The organism is Agrobacterium sp. CCNWLW155 (assembly GCF_036888815.1).
In the GTDB taxonomy this organism is placed as follows: Bacteria; Pseudomonadota; Alphaproteobacteria; order Rhizobiales; family Rhizobiaceae; genus Agrobacterium; species Agrobacterium radiobacter.
The window spans coordinates 277,500-298,574 of the sequence record NZ_JBAKFW010000005.1 but is presented as its reverse complement, the minus strand read 5'-3'; the positions used below and the strand labels follow the sequence as shown (position 1 = coordinate 298,574).

The 21,075-nt window shown below is 59.3% G+C and carries 19 protein-coding genes; 12 read left to right on the top strand and 7 right to left on the bottom strand.

Annotated elements, in window-relative coordinates:
• Positions 1-129: 129 nt before the first annotated feature.
• The 5 genes from V6S97_RS16785 to V6S97_RS16805 all read right to left on the bottom strand — a co-directional run bounded on the left by V6S97_RS16785 (position 130) and on the right by V6S97_RS16805 (position 5,213).
• A complete protein-coding gene (locus V6S97_RS16785) occupies positions 130-1,251 on the bottom strand; it encodes a sn-glycerol-3-phosphate import ATP-binding protein UgpC (protein ID WP_020812839.1) in 1,122 nt (373 codons plus the stop codon).
• 32 nt (positions 1,252-1,283) lie between these two features.
• Positions 1,284-2,168 carry an ABC transporter permease subunit gene (locus V6S97_RS16790; protein ID WP_003508199.1) on the bottom strand — a complete coding sequence of 295 codons (885 nt, stop codon included), beginning with the start codon at positions 2,166-2,168 and terminating at the stop codon, positions 1,284-1,286.
• A 7-nt stretch (positions 2,169-2,175) separates the two neighbouring features.
• Positions 2,176-3,066: a carbohydrate ABC transporter permease gene (locus V6S97_RS16795; protein WP_003508200.1), complete on the bottom strand. Its 891-nt coding sequence runs from the start codon at positions 3,064-3,066 to the stop codon at positions 2,176-2,178.
• A gap of 81 nt (positions 3,067-3,147) precedes the next feature.
• Positions 3,148-4,491 (bottom strand): extracellular solute-binding protein, encoded by a 1,344-nt coding sequence (locus tag V6S97_RS16800; RefSeq protein ID WP_334427555.1) that lies wholly within the window; start codon positions 4,489-4,491, stop codon positions 3,148-3,150.
• A 248-nt stretch (positions 4,492-4,739) separates the two neighbouring features.
• The gene (locus V6S97_RS16805; RefSeq protein WP_031234446.1) at positions 4,740-5,213 is read right to left on the bottom strand and encodes a VOC family protein; all 474 of its coding nucleotides are present in this window, start codon (positions 5,211-5,213) and stop codon (positions 4,740-4,742) included.
• 490 nt (positions 5,214-5,703) lie between these two features.
• Between V6S97_RS16805 and V6S97_RS16810 the strand changes: the two genes are divergently transcribed.
• The 3 genes from V6S97_RS16810 to V6S97_RS16820 all read left to right on the top strand — a co-directional run bounded on the left by V6S97_RS16810 (position 5,704) and on the right by V6S97_RS16820 (position 9,247).
• Positions 5,704-7,488, top strand: coding sequence for a methyl-accepting chemotaxis protein (locus V6S97_RS16810; RefSeq protein WP_080864977.1), 1,785 nt, complete (start codon positions 5,704-5,706; stop codon positions 7,486-7,488).
• Between the two features lie 283 nt (positions 7,489-7,771).
• Complete coding sequence (locus tag V6S97_RS16815; RefSeq protein WP_112278173.1) at positions 7,772-8,665, top strand: lytic transglycosylase domain-containing protein; 894 nt, start codon at positions 7,772-7,774, stop codon at positions 8,663-8,665.
• A gap of 168 nt (positions 8,666-8,833) precedes the next feature.
• Entirely contained in the window at positions 8,834-9,247 is a 414-nt protein-coding gene (locus tag V6S97_RS16820; RefSeq protein ID WP_162691920.1) for a hypothetical protein, read from the top strand.
• A 36-nt stretch (positions 9,248-9,283) separates the two neighbouring features.
• Here V6S97_RS16820 and V6S97_RS16825 read toward each other — a convergent pair whose 3' ends face one another.
• The gene (locus V6S97_RS16825) at positions 9,284-10,186 is read right to left on the bottom strand and encodes a hypothetical protein (RefSeq protein ID WP_080864981.1); all 903 of its coding nucleotides are present in this window, start codon (positions 10,184-10,186) and stop codon (positions 9,284-9,286) included.
• Between the two features lie 190 nt (positions 10,187-10,376).
• Between V6S97_RS16825 and V6S97_RS16830 the strand changes: the two genes are divergently transcribed.
• The 6 genes from V6S97_RS16830 (at position 10,377) to V6S97_RS16855 (ending at position 16,731) form a co-directional block, all read left to right on the top strand.
• A complete protein-coding gene (locus tag V6S97_RS16830) occupies positions 10,377-11,357 on the top strand; it encodes a 3'-5' exonuclease (protein WP_080864982.1) in 981 nt (326 codons plus the stop codon).
• Positions 11,358-11,538: 181 nt separating this feature from the next.
• Complete coding sequence (locus V6S97_RS16835) at positions 11,539-12,624, top strand: ABC transporter ATP-binding protein (protein WP_020812847.1); 1,086 nt, start codon at positions 11,539-11,541, stop codon at positions 12,622-12,624.
• A gap of 30 nt (positions 12,625-12,654) precedes the next feature.
• Positions 12,655-13,944, top strand: a complete 1,290-nt coding sequence (locus V6S97_RS16840) for an ABC transporter substrate-binding protein (RefSeq protein WP_111785151.1) — start codon at positions 12,655-12,657, stop codon at positions 13,942-13,944.
• A 237-nt stretch (positions 13,945-14,181) separates the two neighbouring features.
• Positions 14,182-15,093, top strand: a complete 912-nt coding sequence (locus V6S97_RS16845) for an ABC transporter permease (protein WP_020812849.1) — start codon at positions 14,182-14,184, stop codon at positions 15,091-15,093.
• A 4-nt stretch (positions 15,094-15,097) separates the two neighbouring features.
• On the top strand, positions 15,098-15,916 hold the full coding sequence (locus tag V6S97_RS16850; RefSeq protein ID WP_026372407.1) for an ABC transporter permease: 819 nt from the start codon (positions 15,098-15,100) through the stop codon (positions 15,914-15,916).
• Positions 15,917-15,927: 11 nt separating this feature from the next.
• On the top strand, positions 15,928-16,731 hold the full coding sequence (locus V6S97_RS16855) for an aspartate/glutamate racemase family protein (protein WP_026372406.1): 804 nt from the start codon (positions 15,928-15,930) through the stop codon (positions 16,729-16,731).
• On the opposite strand, the gene V6S97_RS16860 is transcribed toward V6S97_RS16855, so the two are convergent.
• Positions 16,623-17,249 (bottom strand): hypothetical protein, encoded by a 627-nt coding sequence (locus V6S97_RS16860; protein WP_112346094.1) that lies wholly within the window; start codon positions 17,247-17,249, stop codon positions 16,623-16,625. The genes V6S97_RS16855 and V6S97_RS16860 overlap by 109 nt on opposite strands.
• Before the next feature lie 78 nt (positions 17,250-17,327).
• Here V6S97_RS16860 and V6S97_RS29195 point away from each other — a divergent pair, with 78 nt between their 5' ends.
• The 3 genes from V6S97_RS29195 to V6S97_RS16870 all read left to right on the top strand — a co-directional run bounded on the left by V6S97_RS29195 (position 17,328) and on the right by V6S97_RS16870 (position 20,911).
• Entirely contained in the window at positions 17,328-17,495 is a 168-nt protein-coding gene (locus tag V6S97_RS29195) for a hypothetical protein (RefSeq protein WP_162691919.1), read from the top strand.
• Between the two features lie 594 nt (positions 17,496-18,089).
• Entirely contained in the window at positions 18,090-18,992 is a 903-nt protein-coding gene (locus V6S97_RS16865; RefSeq protein ID WP_334427556.1) for a hypothetical protein, read from the top strand.
• 50 nt (positions 18,993-19,042) lie between these two features.
• Positions 19,043-20,911, top strand: coding sequence for a hypothetical protein (locus V6S97_RS16870; protein WP_060723485.1), 1,869 nt, complete (start codon positions 19,043-19,045; stop codon positions 20,909-20,911).
• Positions 20,912-21,075: the final 164 nt, after the last annotated feature.

Genomic DNA, 21,075 nt, shown 5'->3' with positions numbered 1-21,075 from the left:
ATATTGATTGAATTTCCTGATGTAATATATCTGGTGTAATCAGTCGCAAGGCACCAAGATTGCATCTCTGCAGGAGCCGGTGCGGACGGACCATATCCGAAGCCGCACCGGAGGCATCTTGCGCGGCGCTTAAACCGCCAGCAGTTTCTCGTTGCCGATACGGGTGGTTTCGATGGCGCCCTCCGTTTCGATACGCTTGCCCGTGGCGGGATCGAAGAAGTGGAGGTGGGCGGTGGGGAGATCGAGGTGGACGCGCTGGCCGGGTTTTACCGAGAGGTCTTCACCGATGGCGGCGGAGAAGGTCTCGCCGGCGATATTGGCATGGACGATGCGGCCCGAGCCCAGTTCTTCGACGAAATCCACGATAGCCGGTACGCCCGCGCCGTCCGTGCTCACGACGCATTGTTCCGGGCGGATGCCCACTGTCACGTCGCGGCCGCGCAATTCCAGTGCGGTTTCGGGGAAGAGTTTCACCGGTGTGCCATCCAGCATCACGGCAGGGGATTCCACCTCCACCCTCGTGGCGAACAGGTTCATGGCAGGCGAGCCGATGAAGGACGCCACGAAGGTGCTGGCCGGGCGATGATAGATATCCAGCGGATGGCCGACCTGCTCGACATTGCCCTTGTTCATCACCACCAGCCGGTCGGCCAGCGTCATGGCTTCCACCTGATCATGGGTGACGAAGATCGATGTGGCGGAGAGACGCTGGTGCAGCTTGCGGATTTCCGCGCGCATGGTCACACGTAGCTTGGCGTCGAGGTTGGAGAGCGGCTCATCGAAAAGAAACACCGCAGGTTCGCGGATGATGGCGCGGGCCATGGCGACGCGCTGGCGCTGGCCGCCGGAAAGGGCGGCCGGTTTGCGCTCCAGATAATCGGAGAGGCCGACGATCTTTGCGGTTTCCTCGATGCGGCGCTGGCGTTCGGCCTTGGGAACACCGGCGACCTTCAGCGCATAGCCGATATTGCCGGCCACCGACATATGCGGATAAAGCGCGTAATTCTGGAACACCATGGCGCAGCCGCGTTCACGCGGCTCCAGCGTGTTGACCACGCGCCCGCCAATGGCGATTTCGCCCGAGGTGATGTCCTCCAGACCGGCGATCATGCGCAGCAGCGTGGATTTGCCGCAGCCGGAGGGGCCGAGGATGACGACGAATTCGCCGGAGTCGAAAGAGAGGTCCACCCCGTGCAGGGTGGGCGTCTTGCCGTAGGATTTGCGGACCTGACGAATATCGATCTGAGCCATGATAGAAAACCTTGTTGTTGAGAGCCGCGCTGTTACTTGTCGGACGAGACTAGACCGCGGACGAACCAGCGTTGCAGGAAGGCCACGACGAGAAGCGGCGGCAGAATGATGATGAGGGAGCCAGCCAGCGTGACGTTCCAGTCCGGCGTGCCGTCATCGGCGGGCAAAAGCGCGCGGAGCGACATCATCACCGTCTTGTAGGAAGGGTCCGTGACCATCAGGAGCGGCCAGAGATACTGGTTCCAGGCATAAACGAACATGATGGTGGTGAGCGCAAGCATGTTGGTGCGCGACAGCGGCAGCAGCATGTCCACGAAGAAACGCGCGGCACCCGAACCGTCCATGCGCGCGGCCTCCGCCAGCTCGTCCGGTATCGTCATGAAGAACTGCCGATAGAGAAAGGTGCCGGTGGCGGTGGCGATCAGTGGCAAAGTGAGGCCGGCATAGGAGTTGAGGAGGTTCCATTCCAGCGTGACCTCGATGCCGAACAGACCGAGAATCGAGCGGAACGGCTGGAAAAGATCGGCGGCGACCGAATAGGTCGGCACCACGCGCACTTCGAGCGGCAGCATCAGGGTGATAAACACCGTCCAGAAGAACAGGTGTTTGAGCGGCGAGCGGAAGAACACGATGGCAAAGGCGGTGAAGGCCGAAAGGGCGACCTTTCCGATGGTGACCAGCGTCGCCATGATGATGCTGTTGAAGAGGGCGTTGCCGAGATTGGCGCGTTGCCAGGCAGCCTGCGCATTGGTGAAGAATTCGCCCTGCGGCATGAAGCTGAAGGGGACGCTGTTGACCTGCTGGACCGTCTGGCTGGCGCCGGAAATAACGACGATGAAGGGGCCGATAAGCAGGAGGAGGCCGGCCGCCATGATCGCATAGGTCAGGGCGTCGGCGTAAGGGGTGCGCTGGATCATGGCCGTCTCACTTGTAATGGACTTGCCGCTCGACAAAGCGGAACTGGATGAAGGTGAAGACCATGATGAGGCCGATGAGGACGAGGCTCTGCGCCGAGGCGCCGGAATAATTCAGCCCCTCGAAGGCTTCGCTGACGATGCGGTAGACCATCACTTCGGTAGCATGGTTGGGGCCGCCCTCGGTGGTGGAGGCAACGATGCCGAACGTATCGGCGCCGACGAAACCCTCGGTCATCATGATGACGGTCAGGAAGAACAGGGTTGGCGCGAGCAGCGGCACCTGAATGTCGATGGCGCGGCGAATGGGCCCGGAGCCGTCCATGGCGGCGGCCTCCGTCAGCGAACGCGGCACGGATTGCAGGCCGGCGAACAGGAAGATGAAGGTGTAACCCGCCCATTTCCAGATGAAGATGACGATGACGAGGATGAGCGCGTGTTCGCCGTATTTGGCCGGGTTCCAGATATCCGGCCACCAGGAATTCAGCGATGCGGCGAGACCGCGTTCCGGCGACAGGATGAAGCGGAAGGCCATGCCGGCGGCGGGACCGGCAATCGCATAGGGCAGGATATAAAGCACCCGGAAAAAGCCGGAGCCAGGAAGCTGGCGGTCGACCGCAAGGGCGAGCACGAGGCCGATGAGGATCGCGAAAAACGGACCGGCGATCGCGAAGATCAGGCTCGTTAGGATCGATTGCCAATAAAGCGGATCACCGAAGGTTTCCACGAAATTGGCCAGGCCGACAAATTCCGCCTGGCCGCCGAAGGGCGGTTCCAGGGTGAATGCCCAGTTCAGCACCGCCGCAACCGGCCAATAGAAGAACAGAAGGATGAGCAGGAACTGCGGCAGGGCGAAGAGCACAGGCAGCCACGTGCTTTTGAAGACGGTACGCTTTTCCATTGGAGTCCGGCAATGTTCGAGATTTCGGCGGGCCTGCCCGGAGATTGTCCGGACAGGCTTCTGGCAGCGATGAAAGAGCGCTTAGTTCAGCTTGGCGCCTTCATAGGTCTTTTCGAAGCGGCGCAGACCGGTGTTGGAGCGCTCGACGGCCTTGTCGAGTTCAGCCTGGATATCGGCGTTCTGCATGAAGATGGCTTCGAGCGAAGTGGCGACTTCCTTGCGGATCTGCGTGAAACCGCCGAGGCGGATACCGCGGGTATATTCGGAAGGCGGGGTGAAGGTCAGGCTCTCGATCGCCTTTTCGCGGCCCTTGTAGGGAGCCTTGTCGTAGAAACCATTGGCCTTCATGGCGTCGAAGCCGGTCTTGGTAACCGGGATGTAGCCGGTAACGGTCGACCACCACTCAACCATATCAGGCTGGGCGATGAAGTTGAGGAATGCGGCTGCACCCTTGTATTCGGCGTCCGGACGACCGGCCATCACCCACAGCGAAGCGCCGCCGACCAGCGAGTTGTGACGCTCCGCGCCCTTCCAGATCGGCAGCATGGCGACGTCCCACTTCACGCCTTCAGGCATGGCCTTGCCGACGGTGCCGTGGCTGGCGATTGAGGACATGAACATCTGGCAGGTCTGCGAGGTGAAGGCGGGCAGGATGTCCATGCCGAGCTGCTTGGTCTTGACGACGAACAGCTTCTCGTCCTGCATCTTCTTGAAGAATTTGACCTGATCGACGAACTTGGTCTTGTTGATCGTCAGTTCGGCGTCGAGACCCTGATAGCCATTGCCCTTGGTGGCGATCGGCTGGTTGTGGATGGCGGAGAACTGCTCCATCAGCATCCAGGTGTCGAAGTTGAAGGCGAGCGGGCATTCGAAACCGGCGGACTTCAGCTTCTTGGAAGCTTCTTCAACCTGCTCCCAGGTGTCGGGCTTGAAGGTGATGCCGGCTTTTTCGAAAGCGTCGACATTGTAATAGAAGACAGCCGTGGAGGAATTGTAAGGGAACGAGTTCAACTCACCGGCGGCCGTGGTGTAATAATTGGCGATGCCGGGGAAATAATTGTTCCAGTCGATCTTGTAGCCATTGTCGGCCATCAGCTTCTTGGCGGGGACGAAAGCCTTGGACAGCATCATGTCCAGCGTACCGGCGTCATAAATCTGGGTGATGGCGGGCTGCTTCTTGGCGCGGTAGGCCGCAATCGTGTTCTGCAGGGTGGATTCGTAATCGTTCTGCGAGGTGCAGACGATCTCGAACTGGGCCTGGGAATCGTTGAACTTCTTGCAGGTCTCCTGCACGCGGTCACCAAGATCGCCGGAAAGGCCGTACCAGAATTCGAACTTGGTCTTTTCTGCCTGGGCGGCCGTGGCGCCGAAGGCGGCGGCGATGGCGACGCCGGCCACGAAGGAAGTCAGAGCGGAAGATTTCATGAGTTAGCCCCGTTGATGGAATGATGGCCTGCTCGGCAAGGACCTCATGTCCCCGGCACGTAGCCACGGGCTCTGCTAACAGCCGTCTTTGACGGATCGCTTACATTTTGTTGAACATTTTATGATGACTGGCCGCGCAGCCAAATCTGCGCGGCGGAAAAGCCGGAAAACCTTTATTTATCCTTATTTATCAAGCGGTTTACGTTTTTGGCCCGTTTCACTACTTGCTGCTGAACATCTCTCGCAAGTCAACCTCGGCGTGCGGCTTCGATGGTAGCAACGTCGATTTTCTTCATATCCATCATCGCGTCGAAGGCGCGCTTGGCTTCCGCGCCGCCGGCGGCCATGGCGTCCATCAGCACACGCGGCGTGATCTGCCAGGAGACGCCCCATCTGTCCTTGCACCAGCCGCAGGCGCTTTCTTCACCGCCATTGCCGACGATGGCGTTCCAGTAGCGGTCCGTCTCTTCCTGGTCTTCGGTCGATATCTGGAACGAAAAAGCTTCGCTCTGTTTGAAGGCCGGTCCGCCATTGAGGCCGATGCAGGATACGCCTGCAACGGTGAACTGCACCGTCAGCACGTCTCCCTTCTTGCCGGACGGATAATCGCTCGGCGCACGGTGGACGGCGGTTACCGCGCTGTCTGGAAAGGTCTCGGCATAAAATCTGGCGGCTGCCTCCGCATCCTTGTCGTACCAGATACAGATCGTGTTCTTTTCCACGTGCATAATCCTCCCTAGTTGAAATCGTCCCCCTGTCGCCGGTCAACTTGCTTGCCTATTGCCGGCTCCCCATCAGGCATAAAATGCAGCCGCGGCGCAAACGTTCCGAAAACGCTGCGTCGACCACCGTTAAGCCAGCGCCAATAGGGCGGTCAGCCAATAAAATCCGCCGACATAGGCCCACACCGCAAACACGACCATCAAATCAGCCATGTTTTCCCAATGCATTGCCGAGCCTTGCGATCTAGACGGAAAGCAAGCTACGGACCCGGAGCCAAAGTAACGATAGAACTGTTACACCGTCGTGACTTCAACCACGGGAACGCGCCTGAAATTTTTAAAGGAAAACCGGAGAATGGACATTTTTATGGGCCATTTAAATACATATGACAAAAATCAATATTGTCCTTAAATGTAATTTAATAATGTAATCGTAATATTAGTGAATAATTTTGGATGTAAACATTCTATTTTAATCGGAGGATTGTGCGTGAGTATTCTTGATCGTGGTGCCAATGCTTTTGCGGTTCTCGCCGCGCTTTCCAAATCCCAGGCCATTATAGAATTCGACCTTTCGGGAAAGATTCTTACCGCCAATGAGAATTTTTGTCGGGCGCTCGGTTATGAGCTTTCGGAAATCGTCGGCAGGCACCACAGCATGTTCGTGGAGCCCTCCATCGTGTCTTCGCAGGATTACAAGGCCTTCTGGTCCAAGCTTTCGGCCGGCCAGTTCGATCAGCGGCAATATAAGCGCATCGGCAAGGGCGGCCGCGAAGTCTGGATCGAGGCATCCTACAATCCGGTGTTTCGTCGCGGCAAGCCGGTGAAAGTGGTCAAGATCGCCACCGATATCACCGATCGCAAGCTGAAGGCGGCGGAAGATGCGGGCAAGATCGACGCCCTGTCACGGGCGCAGGCCATCATCGAATTCTCCCCTGATGGAGAGGTGCTGACCGCCAACGAGAATTTTCTGGCGGCGCTGGGGTATTCGCTGGCGGAAGTGCAGGGCAGGCATCATTCCATGTTCTGCGAACCGGCCTATACGCAGTCGCCGCAATATAAGCAGTTCTGGGAAAGGCTGGCCGGCGGCGATCTCGTTGCGGACGAGTTCATGCGGCTTGGCAAGGGCGGCCGCAAGGTCTTCATTCAGGCGTCCTATAACCCGATCTTCGATCTCAACGGCAAGGTGTTCAAGGTCGTCAAATTCGCGACCGATGTGACCGGCCGCGTCGAAAATGTCGAAAAACTTGCGCAATGCCTCACCGATCTGGCCGAGGGCGATCTTGCCCAGAGCATCGACAAGCCTTTCATCCCTTCGCTTGAAAGATTGCGCACGGATTTCAACGCTGCTTCGGAAAAGCTCAAGAGGGCAATGACGCTGGTGTCTGAAAATGCCGGCGCGATTTCTTCCGGCTCCAACGAGATCAGGTCCGCTGCCGATGATCTCGCTCGCCGTACGGAGCAGCAGGCCGCTTCCATCGAGGAAACGGCAGCCGCGCTGGAAGAAATTACCACTGCCGTCAACGATTCAAGCCGCCGCGCGGAAGAGGCGGGCAAGATTGTCGCCCGCGCCCGTGATCATGCGGAACATTCGGGCCAGGTGGTGCGTGATGCGATCGGCGCCATGGACCAGATTGAAAAATCATCGCGCGAAATCTCCAACATTATTGGCGTGATCGATGAGATCGCGTTCCAGACCAATCTTCTGGCGCTGAATGCCGGCGTGGAAGCCGCCCGTGCGGGTGAGGCGGGCAAGGGTTTTGCCGTGGTTGCGCAGGAGGTTCGCGAACTCGCGCAACGCTCCGCAACGGCGGCCAAGGAAATCAAGAGCCTGATCAATGCCTCCGGCGCGCAGGTGGAAAACGGCGTCGGTCTTGTCACCAGGGCTGGCTCGGCGCTGCAGGAAATCGCCGAGCAGGTGCGGGACATCAACACCAATGTCGTGGCGATTGTCGATGCAGCGCGCGAACAGTCCACGGCGCTTGCGGAAATCAATCAGGCGGTCAATACCGTCGATCAGGGCACCCAGCAGAATGCCGCCATGGTGGAGGAGCAGACCGCCGCAAGCCACAGCCTTGCGCGGGAAGCGACCGCGCTGTTCGAGCTTCTCGGGCAATTCCGGTTCGATGACGCGACACGATACACAGCCTCGCCGCGGGGGGGCTTCGAGCAGCAACCCGTGCCGGCGAGCCCGCGTCGTGGCGCATCTCGCCCGCTTGCGGCGCGCGGTTCAGCAGCGGTTGCTGTCAATCATGAGGAATGGCAGGACTTTTAGAGTCGGGCTGCAGTCGCCCTGAGCCCGGTGGTAAAGTGCGCATCCTCTCGAAGTCATCCCCGGCCTCGTGCCGAGGATGACGTTTAATAAAATCAGGAGGTTGCAGATCCTCGGGACAAGCCCGAGGATGATGTCGGCGTGATTGGCTTGGCTCATCGTCCCATCTGACGATACGGGATGACAAGCCCGCAAGCTGGGCATATCTTCCTGACTGGCCGATAACAGGCATATTGTGTTTGGAGTTTTCGGGGACGCGCGCTTGGCAGGGATATCGATAAGCCGCTTGGCTCTTGTCATCTGTCTGCTGGCCGCAGCCTCCGGCGCGGCGCAAGCGGAAGAGCCCGCCAAGGGAAAGACCTCCTGCGCCTACACCCATGATGTCGCGCCGGAATTGTGCATCAATGCCGGCAGTTACAATAATGATCTCTGCCACGCCATGGAGGTTCTGGCCGCCCGCCATGCCGTTCCGCCTGATTATTTCGCACGGCTGATCTGGCGGGAAAGCCTGTTCCGGGCGAGTGCGGTCAGCCCGAAGGGGGCGGAAGGCATCGCCCAGTTCATGCCGGGAACGGCGCGGCTTCGCGGTCTTGACGACAGTTTCAACATCATCGCCGCCCTTGAGGCATCTTCCCGTTATCTCTCCGAATTGAATGTGCAGTTCGGCAATTTCGGCCTTGCCGCCGCAGCTTATAATGCGGGCGAGGCGGGCTTGCGGAACTTCATCGCCAACGGCCGCCTGCCGACCGAGACCCGGGATTATGTGTTTGCGATCACCGGTTATCCGGTGGAGAGCTGGAAGGACAACCCGCCGGAAAAGGCGGCGCCGGCACTGGATGACAGCCGCCCTTTCCTTGATGCATGCGTGCGCCTCGCCGACACCCGCACCATGAACGATCCCGTCCTCATTGCATCAGCCGACTGGGCGCCCTGGGGCGTGCAGCTTGCGGCGCATTATAACCCTGCTGTAGCGAACCGGCTGTTCACCCGGGCGATCCTGCAGCTTTCGGAACCGCTGAATGCCGAACGGGCTCTGATCGTGCGGCAGAGGGGTGGAAACTTCGGGTCGCGGCCGCGTTATGCCGCCCGCATCGGCCGCGAAACCAGAGCCGAAGCCAACACCCTTTGTGGCGATATCCGGCGGGCGGGTGTTCCCTGCACCGTGTTTCGCAACCGGTAAAAACGGCCGCGTCGGACCGATAAGTCTTCCTCCCGCGACAAGGCTGATCATAACAAGTTGATCGGCTTGAAGGCCGTCCCATCTTTCAGGGGGGGAATGATCGTGCATAGATTTGCCGCGAATGCTGGCCGACAGGGGTCGGCTGCATGTGTGGGGAATGATCTGGAAATGAAATGGTTTGAAACCGGATGTCTGGCGGCCGTTCTGGTCGTCGTTTCGGGGTGCACCAGCACCGGGGAGACGCAGGTCTCCCGCACGGTCGCAAGTTTCGTGGGGCAACCGCGTGACGCCGCAATCGCCCGGCTTGGCCGCCCGAACAAGGTTATCATCGAAAACGGCGAAACCGAGTCCTATTGGCTGAAGGTCGATGTGGAGACCTATGCCGGCCTCAGCAATAGGCGCGAAGTCAAGACCGTGGACGGGCAGGCGAGGGTCTCGGAAACCGAAGGCATGAAGATCAAGGAACATCGCCGCGACTGCATCATCAAGATCACCGCGAATGCCGCCTCAACTATCAAGACGAGTGAGATCATCGGCAATCCCGCCAACTGCGAGACGCTTCTCAATCGTCCAGCCTCCTGAGAAGGTCCGTCGCAGCCGCTCCGGTTCCCGAGTGCCTCAGAGCTCCATCTTGATGGTCAGCATATATTCGGTGCCCTTTGCCCGGTCGCGCGTGCGGGATACTTCAAGTGTGACCTTGTCCAGCTTGTGCCCAAGGCTTTCCTTGATCGTTCCGCCCGGCGTATCTTCGCGCCGGAACGAGGTGTTGCCGTAACCGACGCCCATTTTGCGGGTAATGGCGTTTTCCGTGTAGGTTCTTCCGAACATGGCGGAAGCCTGGCCGCTGCGCACCGTCGTCTCGAAGCCGCGGGAATCGATATCCCGATAGGCCGAGGCGGCAATCGAATTGTCCGAACTGCTATAGCTGCCGCCAGCACTTATTCTGGCGAGGCGATGACCGTCGTGCTCGAGAGAGAGATTGCCGTCGGCCGAAGGTCCGAAACGCCCGCCGTTCATGGCGTCCTTATAGGTGAAGCGGAAGCGGCCGCTGCGCGCATCCACCTGATAATTATAGGAGGCGTCGCCGCTGCGGATCTGGATGCCGGGCGCCGGCTCGCTGCCGAGGATCGGCGAAACCTTGTCCGCGAACTGGAACAGTGGTTTGGTGACCTGATCGAACTCCGACTTCGACAATTCCAGCGGCTTGCCATCGGGGTCGAATTTCCCAACCGCCAGGCAGGGGCGCTGGTTGATGATGCTCTTCAGGGCAAAGACCGTGCAATTGTCGCTGGTCGTGCCGGCAATCGCGGCGTGGACGGAATTGCGCAGGGTGTAGCTGCCGCAGCAGGAGAAGGCTTCATTGTCCAGACTCGCATCGCGCGTATAGCCCGTAAAAACAATGCCGCTCGCCCCGTTGGTCAGGCCGACATTGGCAAAGTGCGGGCCGCTTTGTAGCGGAAAGAGCTTCAACTGGCCCTGGTCGGCAAGCGTTTTCGGGTTGGAAGGTGATGGAAGCGGCATTCTTCTTCTCTCCTGAAACACGGGAACGGTGTGTTTTTTTACCATCGTAAATTGAAGCCGCAACCCTTAACTGTACCCCGTGATATATCCCGTTCCTGTGGATGAGAGTGACCGCTGTTGTTACTGTGAGCCTGTGCGCATATGTTGGAGTACTTAATCTTGATTTGCGGGCAAGGCGGACAGGCGCATAATGACCTCCCAGTTGGATTTTTTCGCTCCCGCGTCAGCGCGGCTTCCTCAGGCTGAAAGAGGGCGAAAAGCGGGTGGTCGCGAAACGACCCAAAAGACCGCTACGGACGATGAGACCCTTGCCGGATACCTTGAATCCACCGGCAATTATCGTGTCCTGCGCCGGCTGCAGCCGCGCACGATCGTTGATCGGCCAAGGCCGGAATTTCCCCGCCAAGGCGTCATCCTCGATACGGAAACGACGGGCCTCGACCATCGCACGGACGAGATCATCGAAATCGGCGTCATCACCTTCACATTCGACGATAACGGTGCGATCGGCGATGTCACCGGCATCTATGGCGGGTTGCGGCAGCCTGCTATTGCCATTCCCGAAGAAATCACCCGCCTGACCGGGATTACCGACGAGATGGTTGCGGGACAGTCGATCGACATGGCGCGGCTGACTTCCCTCATTGCCGATGCTGATTTGATCGTCGCGCACAATGCGGGTTTCGACCGCCCATTTTGCGAGGCCTTCTCACCGATCTTCCGTGACAAGGCCTGGGCCTGTTCCGTTTCGGAAATAGACTGGCGGGTGCGTGGTTTCGAGGGCAACAAGCTTGGCTATCTGATCGGACAGTCAGGCTATTTCCACGACGGCCATCGCGCGGTGGACGATTGTTTCGCCCTGCTGGAAGTGCTGGAGCAGACACGCCCCGGCCAAAGCAGCACGCCCTTTGCCGAGCTCCGTGAGGCGAGCCAGCGGTCAAGGGTGCGCCTCTACGCGGAAAACAGCCCCTTCGACATGAAGGATCATCTGAAAAAGCGGGGTTATCGCTGGTCCGACGGTTCCGATGGCCGGCCGAAATCCTGGTGGGTGGAACTGCCTGAAGAAAAGCTCGATGAGGAGCTGCATTTCCTGCGGACCGAAATCTACCGCTGGGATGCCGACCCGACAGTCAAATATCTCACCGCTTTCGACAGGTTCAAGGCCGGCTGAAACGCGAGATATTTCGGGCTTCAGATTGCATACAATTTCTGCAATGAATCGAAAACAATCGATGTAAAATTGAGCAGGTCCGCACACGGGTTTCGGGTGCGCAGAAAAATATCATTTTACATCAATGGCTAAGCCGATTGGCACGCCTCCTGCATGACAAAGACGTCGCAGGAGAGTGTTTATGAGCAAAGCCGCAGCAATCGACATCGCTTCCGTATCCAAGATTTACGGCAACACCACCGCCGTGCATGCGATAAGCCTCAAGATACCGGCCGGGAGCTATTGCTGCCTGCTCGGCCCGTCGGGCTGCGGCAAGACCTCGACGCTCAGGATGATCGCCGGCCACGAGAGCATCTCCAGCGGTGATATCAGGCTCGGCAATACGGTCGTCACTGATCTGCCGCCGGCCAGACGCGGCACGGCGATGATGTTCCAGTCCTACGCGCTGTTTCCACATCTCGATCTCGTCGACAATGTCGCCTTCAGCCTCAAGATGAAGGGTGTGGACAAGGAAGCTCGCCGGGCGAAGGCGCTTGAGATGCTGCAGCTGATGCAGCTTGAGCCCTATGCCAACAGGCGTCCGGCCCAGCTTTCCGGTGGGCAGCAGCAGCGCGTGGCGCTGGCGCGTGCGCTCATCACCGATCCCGAGGCGCTGCTGCTGGACGAGCCGCTTTCGGCGCTCGATCCGTTCCTCAAAATCCGCATGCGCGCCGAATTGAAGAAGCTGCAGACCTCGCTCGGTATCACCTTCGTCCACGTCACTCACAGCCAGGAAGAGGCCATGGCGCTGGCCGATATCATCGTCGTCATGAATGACGGCCGTATCGAACAGTCAGCCACCCCGCGCGAGGTGTTCGAGCGTCCCGCCACCGCCTTCGTTGCCCGTTTCATGGGCGACCACAACGTTATTTCCGGGCGTTATCGGGAAAAATCGGATGATCTCGTCACGCTCGAAGTGGTGGGCGGCGGCACTTTCACAGCAAGCGGCGTCGCCCCCGATGACGGCGCAGTCGACATCGCCGTGCGCACCGACCGCGTCCGCGTCGGTGAAGCAGACCAGCCGGGGCTCGGTTTCACCGGCATCGTCTCGAATGTCGAATATCGCGGCGCGAGCGTGAAGATCGCCGTGACCGGCGCGGGCATCGAGGATTTCAACGTCATCCTGAGCGATGCCGCCTTCTTCGAAAATCCGGTCAGGACCGGTGACGCCATACCGCTTTCATGGAATGCGGCCGATGCCATCGTGCTCGGCCGGGTAGAGAAGTGACCCCAAAAATAACCAGAGGAGAACTTTGAAATGACAGATACTACCAACAGCAAAATGGGCCTGTCCCGCCGCGGCCTCCTGAAGGCGGGCGCTGCCGCCACGGGCGCCGCGATCGGCTCCGGCCTCATCACCGGCTTCCCGACCATCTGGGCGCAGAACCCCATCACCATCCGCCAGTTCGGCACGGGTGTGTCGAACCTCAACGCCATTGCCGAAAAGTGCAAGGCCGATCTCGGCATCACGCTCGAGATGACGGCGACGGATTCGGATGCGGCCGCCCAGCGCGCCGTCACCCAGCCGAACTCCTACGATATCGCCGATATCGAATACTGGATCCTGAAGAAGGTCTATCCCGCCGGCGTCATCCAGCCGATGGAAATCAAGAAGCTCAAATATTACGACAAGATCGTGCCGCTGTTCAAAAACGGCAAGCTGAAGCCGGACAGCGTCGTGGCGCAGGGCACGGCCCCGCACACGGTTGGTTTCGTCGAAAAGCCCGGCGACAAGAAGTTCGCCAAGGGTGAGACCGATTATTTCACCATGGTCCCGACCATCTACAATGCCGATACGCTCGGCATCCGCCCCGATCTCGTCGGCCGCGATATCACCAGCTGGGCCGATATCATGGACCCCAAGTTCAAGGGCAAGGCCTCGATCCTCAACATCCCCTCCATCGGCATCATGGATGCGGCCATGATCATGGAAGCCATGGGCAACATCAAATATGCCGACAAGGGCAACATGACCAAGGAGGAGATCGACAAGACCATCGACTTCCTCATCAAGGCGAAGAAGGACGGCCAGTTCCGCGCCTTCTGGAAGAGCTTCGATGAAAGCGTCAACCTCATGTCATCAGGCGAAGTCATCATCCAGTCCATGTGGTCGCCTGCGGTTGCTGCGGTCCGCTCCAAGGGCATCGCCTGCAAATACCAGCCGCTGAAGGAGGGTTATCGCTCCTGGGGTGGCGGCCTCGGCCTCGCCAAGCATCTATCCGGCGCGAAACTCGATGCGGCCTATGAATATATCAACTGGTACACCTCGGGCTGGGTCGGCGCTTACCTCAACCGCCAGGGCTATTATTCCGCCGCCATGGAAACGGCTAAGGAGCACATGTCCGCCGACGAGTGGGGTTACTGGGTCGAAGGCAAGCCAGCGCAGGGCGACATCATCGCGCCCGACGGCAAGGTCATGGAAAAGGCCGGCGCGGTGCGCGATGGCGGCTCTTTCGAGGAGCGCATGGGCAAGGTTGCGTGCTGGAACTCCGTCATGGACGAAGACCGCTACATGGTCCGCCGCTGGAACGAATTCATCGCGGCCTGATGTATGCAGACGGAACTGGCGGCGGCTTATCGTCGCCGGTCCTGAAATCGGCAGGCGCACAAACCTCTCGTCCGTCATCCTCGGGCTTGACCCGAGGATCTAACGATCCACCACCTCAGACGTGGTTGGATCCTCGGGTCAAGCCCGAGGATGACGTCGAGAGTGTGGAGGGCTTGTCACGTGCTGGCTGGCGGCATTGCCGCCGGTGCTTCCGCAAATTCAGGGAAAGGCTTCATGATGGTGACGGTCAGGCTCATCGGCGTCAGCGACAAAAAGGACAGGCCGCCCCGTAGCTTCGCGCTGCCGCAAAAGCTTGTGTCCTATGTGCAGGCCGCCCCGCTTCTGCTGATCCTCGGCTTTTTCTTGGCTTTGCCGATCCTCATGATCGCCGTCGTCAGTTTCTGGGATTACGATTTTGCCCAGATGTATCCCGACTTCGTGACCTTCAATTATCTGGAAACGCTCGGCTCGTGGGTCACCTGGCAGACCTATCTCAACACCCTGAAATATGCCGCCGTGGTCTGGGCCATCACGCTGTTCTGCGGTTTCTGGGTGGCCTATTTCCTCGCTTTCCATATCCGCACCACCACGATGCAGATGGTGCTGTTTCTCGTCTGCACCGTGCCCTTCCTGACGTCGAACATCATTCGCATGATTTCCTGGATCCCGGTTCTGGGACGAAACGGTCTCGTCAACAGTGCGCTGGTCGGCACCGGCGTCATTCCCGAGCCGATCGAATGGCTGCTTTATTCGGACTTCGCCGTGGTGCTGGCCATGGTGCATCTCTATACGCTGTTCATGGTCACGCCGATCTTCAACACGCTGATGCGCATCGACAAATCGCTGATCGAAGCGGCGCGTGATGCCGGTGCGACGGGCTGGCAGACGCTCAGCAACGTCATCATTCCCCTTGCCAAGCCCGGCATGGCCATCGGCAGCATCTTTGTCGTCACACTGGTCATGGCCGATTTCTCCACGGTTCAGGTCATGTCCGGCGGCCAGAGCGCGTCGGTGGCGCTGATGATGAAGAACCAGATGTCGCTGCTGCAATATCCTGCCGCCGCCGCCAATGCCGTCATCCTGCTCATCCTCGTTCTTCTGATGGTCGCGGGCATCCTGCGCATCGTCGATATCCGCAAGGAGCTATAGTCCCATGCATCAGGAAAAACGCGGCCGCGAATTCTATATCCTCGCCTTCTTTTTCGCCCTCTTCGTGCTGTTTCTTTACGGCCCGTTGTCGGCCATCCTCATCCTCGCCTTTCAGGGGCCGAATGGCGGCCTGACTTTCCCATTGAACGGCGTTTCGCTGCACTGGTTCGGCAATCTCTTCGAACAGCAGGCGGTCGGCGATTTCGGCGGCTCCTTCCGCCGCTCCTTCGGCCTCGGGCTGATGGTCATGGCCGTCACGGTGCTCGTGTCGCTGCTGGCGGGCCTTGCCTTCCGGCGCAGGTTCATCGGCGCGACGCCGCTATTCTACCTGTCGGTCGCAAGCCTCGTCGTGCCATCGATCATCATTTCGCTCGGAATTGGTGTTCTTTTCCAGCAGCTTGGACTGGAACCCTCATGGTATACATCAGCTTTCGGGGCGCATCTCACCTGGACGCTGCCCTTCGGCGTACTCATCATGCTCGCCGTCTTCAACCGCTTTTCGCCGTCCTATGAAGAAGCCGCCCGCGATCTCGGCGCGTCTTCCTGGCAGACCTTCGCCCATGTGGTGCTGCCGATGATCGCGCCGAGCCTGATCGGCGTCGGCCTGTTCGGCTTCACGCTTTCTTATGACGAATTCGCCCGTACATTGATGACATCAGGCACCTACAACACGCTGCCGCTGGAAATCTACGGCATGACCACCAATGTCACGACGCCGGTGCTTTATGCGCTCGGTGCTGTTACAACCCTGTTTTCCTTCCTGGTGATTGCGGCCACGCTTGGCCTGATCGTTACGCTCAATCGCCGCCATTCACGCGGATAAAGAAACGTAAAATGCGCATTCTCGTCATCAATCCCAATACCACGCAATCCATGACCGCGACCATTGCCGACGCCGCGAGGCGGATAGCCGGCCGCGATACGGAAATACTGGCCGTCACCTCGTCCATGGGCCCCGTCTCCATCGAAGGTTATTACGACGAGGTTTTCGCCGTGCCCGGCCTCCTGCTGGAGCTTGCAAAGGCCCCGGCGCTGGGAGCCGACGCGGCGGTCATCGCCTGTTTCGACGATACCGGGCTCGATGCGGCCCGCGCGCTCGCCGATATTCCCGTTATCGGCATCTGCGAGGCGGCGGTCTCCGCCACCGCCTTCATCGCGCAGAAATTCACCATCGTCACAACGATGGAACGCTCACGGCTGCCTCTGGAACATCTCGTCCACCGTTACGGCATGTCCGCCCGCTGCAACGTGCGCGCTGCCGATATTCCTGTCCTGTCGCTGGAAGATCCCGGCTCGAACGCCCGCGAAAGGCTGCGGGAGGAAATCTCGCTGGCGCTGAAAGAGGACAGGGCGGAGGCGATCGTGCTCGGTTGCGCCGGCATGGCCGACCTTGCCGCCGAACTGCGCGATGAATTCGGTGTACCGGTTGTCGATGGCGTCGCGGCGGCCGTCAAACAGGCGGAATCGCTGGTGTCGATGGGGTTATCAACCGCCAAGCGCGGCGCTTATGCCACGCCGCTCACCAAGCCCTATCGCGGATTGCTGGAGGCATTTCGGCCGGACAGGCTCTCCGGGCCATCGGCAGACGGCGGAGACGTTTTCGCCGCCTCCGTCCATAAAACGACGAAGGCGAGCTGATAGGCCAGATCGCGCTGGACGTTCTGCAATGCCGGATCGCTCAGAACTATTCTTGATCCGTTTCTCATCAGCATGTTGAACCGCTCGGCCCTGGCAAGCATGGCCGTAACGTGAGCGCGGCTGATCCCGTACGCACGGGCGGCCGCCTTGCGGGAGAACACGCAACCCGTCGCATCGCACGCCTCTGTTTTCGCGGCCGACAGTAAGTCCAACAGGATGGGGAAACCGGGCGCATGCCCAAGGAACATCCGCATCTCCTCCGAAACAAAAGACAAATCCTGCGCGTGCCGCAGTGACCAGCTCACACCGTCGATAACGGCGTCTGTTCCGACAGCCTTTTCGCCTGATGCCTCCATTGCCGGGGAGATTTCCCATGGCGAAGCCGCGGTGAGATAGGCCGTGGCGAGCGTCTCGATTGCCGTAATGAGCCAGCCGCTCAGGCGCCATGGCCGCTCGCGGTTATCCCCGCTTGGCGGGTGCCGCTGCGCGGTATTTTCCAGTTCCAGCCAGTCGATCAATGCGCGTGTCCTGCGGCTGGATGCCCAGCCAGGTGGAACGACAACTGCCTGAACCGCCGCCAGCGTAAATTGCCCGCCATGAACAGATCCGAGGCCGACGGCGCACATGACGGTGGCGAAAGCGCCGAAGTCTCCAAACGCGCGGACGAGGCGCTGCTCCTGTTTGAAGACGGCCGATATGTGGGTGCAAAGATAGGTGACAGCATCATCAAAGGCGGCATCGTTCAGGATGCGGTTCGCAAGTAAGTCCAGCCTCTCTCGAAGCACGTCCGGCTGAGGCCGGACGAAGTCCCTTTTGGGGTGGGTCTTTGAAGCTGGAGCGCCTGCTTTTCCGGATACCTTTCTCCCGTGGTTTTTTGCTCTTCGCTACTTTATGGCGAATTCGAAAACGTGAGTTCTGCTCGCTGACGACGGCTGCTTGGGGCAGACGTAACAGCCGAAAGGTTCCGCTCCGGAAGATGCGTGCATTTTGTTGCACTCCCCCGAGGCTCTGTTGCGCGGTATTAAAAAATACTCTCATAAATTGAATGTTAAGGGGCGCGTTAAAATGTGTTCCCTTTTGAGACGGTTTGCGAGGGTGACGCTGACAATAAAGTTATCTACTGTTTTTATTGCATAATTTAATGAAGCCATGGATGCGAAATCTTTCGTCCATTTGCCATGAATACAATCTTTGATGGTTGCTTTTTAGGCATTGACGACATCGCGAAAGATGCATCCGAAACCACATGACACCCGAATGTTACTGCCATGTCTCGGGCGCGGTCGGCAGCGATGCCGGGCGGCGCGTAGAGCCCGTCATGCCTTTTATTCATCCCCGATTCTTCAGAGGAGGTTGAAATGATTCAACTTAAAAATGTTGTTTTTGTTGGCCTTGCGGCCATCGCGATGCAATTCGATATCCCGTCCGTGGGCCAGCCGGCCCTTGCGAACGCGGCAACCCTCACCGCCGAGCAGACGGCGGCTTTCCAGTCAAAACTGGAACAGGCGGAAGCGAGCCGCGAACTGCTCGGCCGCCGATCCGTGTGCCTGATGGAACATCTGGCGGCGCAACAGCAGCTCAGCGCCGACCGCGAGAAGGCGCTGGGGCAGGCCATGTACCTGCAGATCGAGCTGGAGCGGCAGGTGGTGCAGTCCGAAACCAGCGTGAAGGGCTATGAGGAGCTGGTTCAGTCCGAGAGCGAGAACGTCAGGGCGCGTCAGGCCACCTTCGAAAAAGCCCGGAAGGAAATGGACGAGCAGGCCAAGCGAGTAAAAATATGCAGCGGCGTACTCTTCTTCCTGCCGGGAATTTGCCAGGCGGGTGACGCGGCGGTCAAGGCGCTGGGCTGGATGAATGATGCGGAGAGGGAATACCGCACCGCGCAGCCACGGCTGGACAATGCCCGGGCGGCTCTTGAAGGCGTTCGCAACCAGCTCGAAAACAATCGCCGCCAGCTTGCGGCGGCACAGCAGAGCCACGCGGAGAACGAGAAAGCGGTGAAAACTCTGGAGGAGCAGATCACCAGGCTCAAAGCGACGATCTCCACCATCAACGTCAAGGTTCAGGACTTCAACATTCAGGTCGGCAACTTCACCAGCGCTCTGAAGGAAGCGAGCGAGGTCAATCCTGACGACGCGAAGATACGTCAGGTTACGCGGCTCTCCACCGAGATCGACAGCCTGACCAAAGACGTGCCGCAGTTCATTTCCTCCACCGAGGCCGGACTGCCGGACGACGCGAAGAAGCAGTGCGGATCGTGAACGATCAATCCCATGACTCTCCGTAACCACCCATCAACAGGAGCATGAAAATGAACAATGTCGTGACTTTCGAAAGCCGGACCGCCCAGATCAACAGCGCAATCGACGCCGGCGTCGATGCGATCGTTTCGCAACCGAATTTCAGCCTTCCCAAGTCGGATACGGCGCTTGTCCGGTCCTATGTCGATAAGATCCAGGGAACCTATGATGTCGAGCGCGCCAAGCGCGACACCGACAATGCGATTGATCTGCTTTACATCGCCTACAACACAACACCGCAGGAAAACGGCGATATTCGCGTCCGCATCAGCGCTATCATGAACAGGCTGATCACGTCGCAGCAGAAAAGCGAAATAGTCATGAAGAACGCGATGGAGGCGGCCACCCGCATCGGCCTGTCCATCGCCGATCTTTTCCCGGACTGGCTCGATGTCAGGGAAGAAAACGATCAGGCCGAAATAAAGGCATTCGTCTCCAACGATCTGATAAAGCTCGCAACGGGCATCCGGGACAGGGCGCTCAGCGTTCGAGACGAGCTTCTTGCCCTTGCTGCGACCTATGACGCCATCATCAGGGACACGGCCCAAACCACGGATATGAGCGAAACAGCCTTGAGCAAACGCCTCGCTGATAAAGCGGTGATGGAACGGGAAATCCGGGAGGCGGACGCACGACGGGAACAGCTTGAATCGCTTGTCAACGATCTCAAGGAACAGGTTGCGGCATTCGAAAAGAAGGCTCGGGAATATGAGCAGCGGGCCAATACGGCCGAGCAGCGTGCTTTTGTCATGTCGATCGTCCGGGTCGGCGCGCAGATGATTTCAAGCGCGATTCCCGCCATTGCCATGGTGGCAGGCGGTCCCGCCTCCATGCTGGCCTCGTCGGTTGGCGGCGCGCTTTCAGGACAATCCAAGGCCGGACAGGATACGGACGGGCAGGGGCAGGGCGGCGGCTCCCGCACCCCGTCAGGCGGCGGAAGCAAGGCCGATGCGGCCGCCAAGCAGAGCGAGCTTTCCGAAAAGAAAGCCGAGCTTCGCAAGAGCGAGGAAAAACGCGACGCTCTGAAGGGAGATGTCAAGTCGCTCGAGGACGCCAAGGCAAAGCTTGCGGACGACGCGGAAAGCGCCGACCCCAAATCGAGCAAGGCCATCGAGCTTGCCGAACTCGATAAACGTCTGGCTGCACGCGCCGCGGAACTCAAGGCGCAGGAAGAAAAGATCGCCGCTCAGCAAACGGTTATTTCCAGCCTGCAGGCCTCGCTCGATGCTTTGGACAAGGGGCTGGGCAAGCTTTCCGAAGAGCAGCAGCAGCAGGCGGCCAGCCTGCGCGAAATCCAGATGCAGATGATCGACAAGGCGGAGGCCTATGAGAAGGAGCGCCGTACCCAGGCGGCCGAGCTCATCAGGATCAACGCCCTCCTGAAGGGAAAGCAGGCAGAGGATGACAAGATCAAGCTTGCGGTGCAATCGCTCAATGTCAGCATTTCGGCGCTGAAACGCATGAAGGAAATCGTTGAAGAAATAGCCTTCTTCTTCAAGGGCTTCGCCGATTTCATGCAAGCGGTTGCAGATGATGCCCAGCATCAGATCACCGGCATTGAAAATGTCGCCGGGCAGGAGACGCTGCGAAAGAACCGCTTCGCGCAGCTCATCCGTTCTGTCGACGAGTTCTTCGTCAGGCAAACCGCCCAGTGGCACGCGGTGGTGATCGTCTCCGACCGCTTCAACCGCAGCTTTGCCGAAGGATGGTCGAAGCTGAACAAGTTGCAGGGCGGATATATCGACAGTGCCAATCTGCCGGCCTATCTGGCAGGTGTCGCGGAGAAGCTCTCGGCCATCGTCGCCGAACGCGAGGCCGCTGCGGACGCAAAAATCGCGTCGCTGCAGGCCTATCGTCAGGATCTGAGCAAGACCGCCTGATCCCCTGAGACCCTGCCGTTCCCTTTCCGGCCCGGCAGGAAGCGCATCCATGGTCTCAGCCGGAATCGTCCCCCTTGGCATGGATCATGGGCATGTCCTGCCGGCGCATATGCCGGCAGGACGGCCGCCGGAACTTCGACATTCACCAAATCAACGACGGGCAC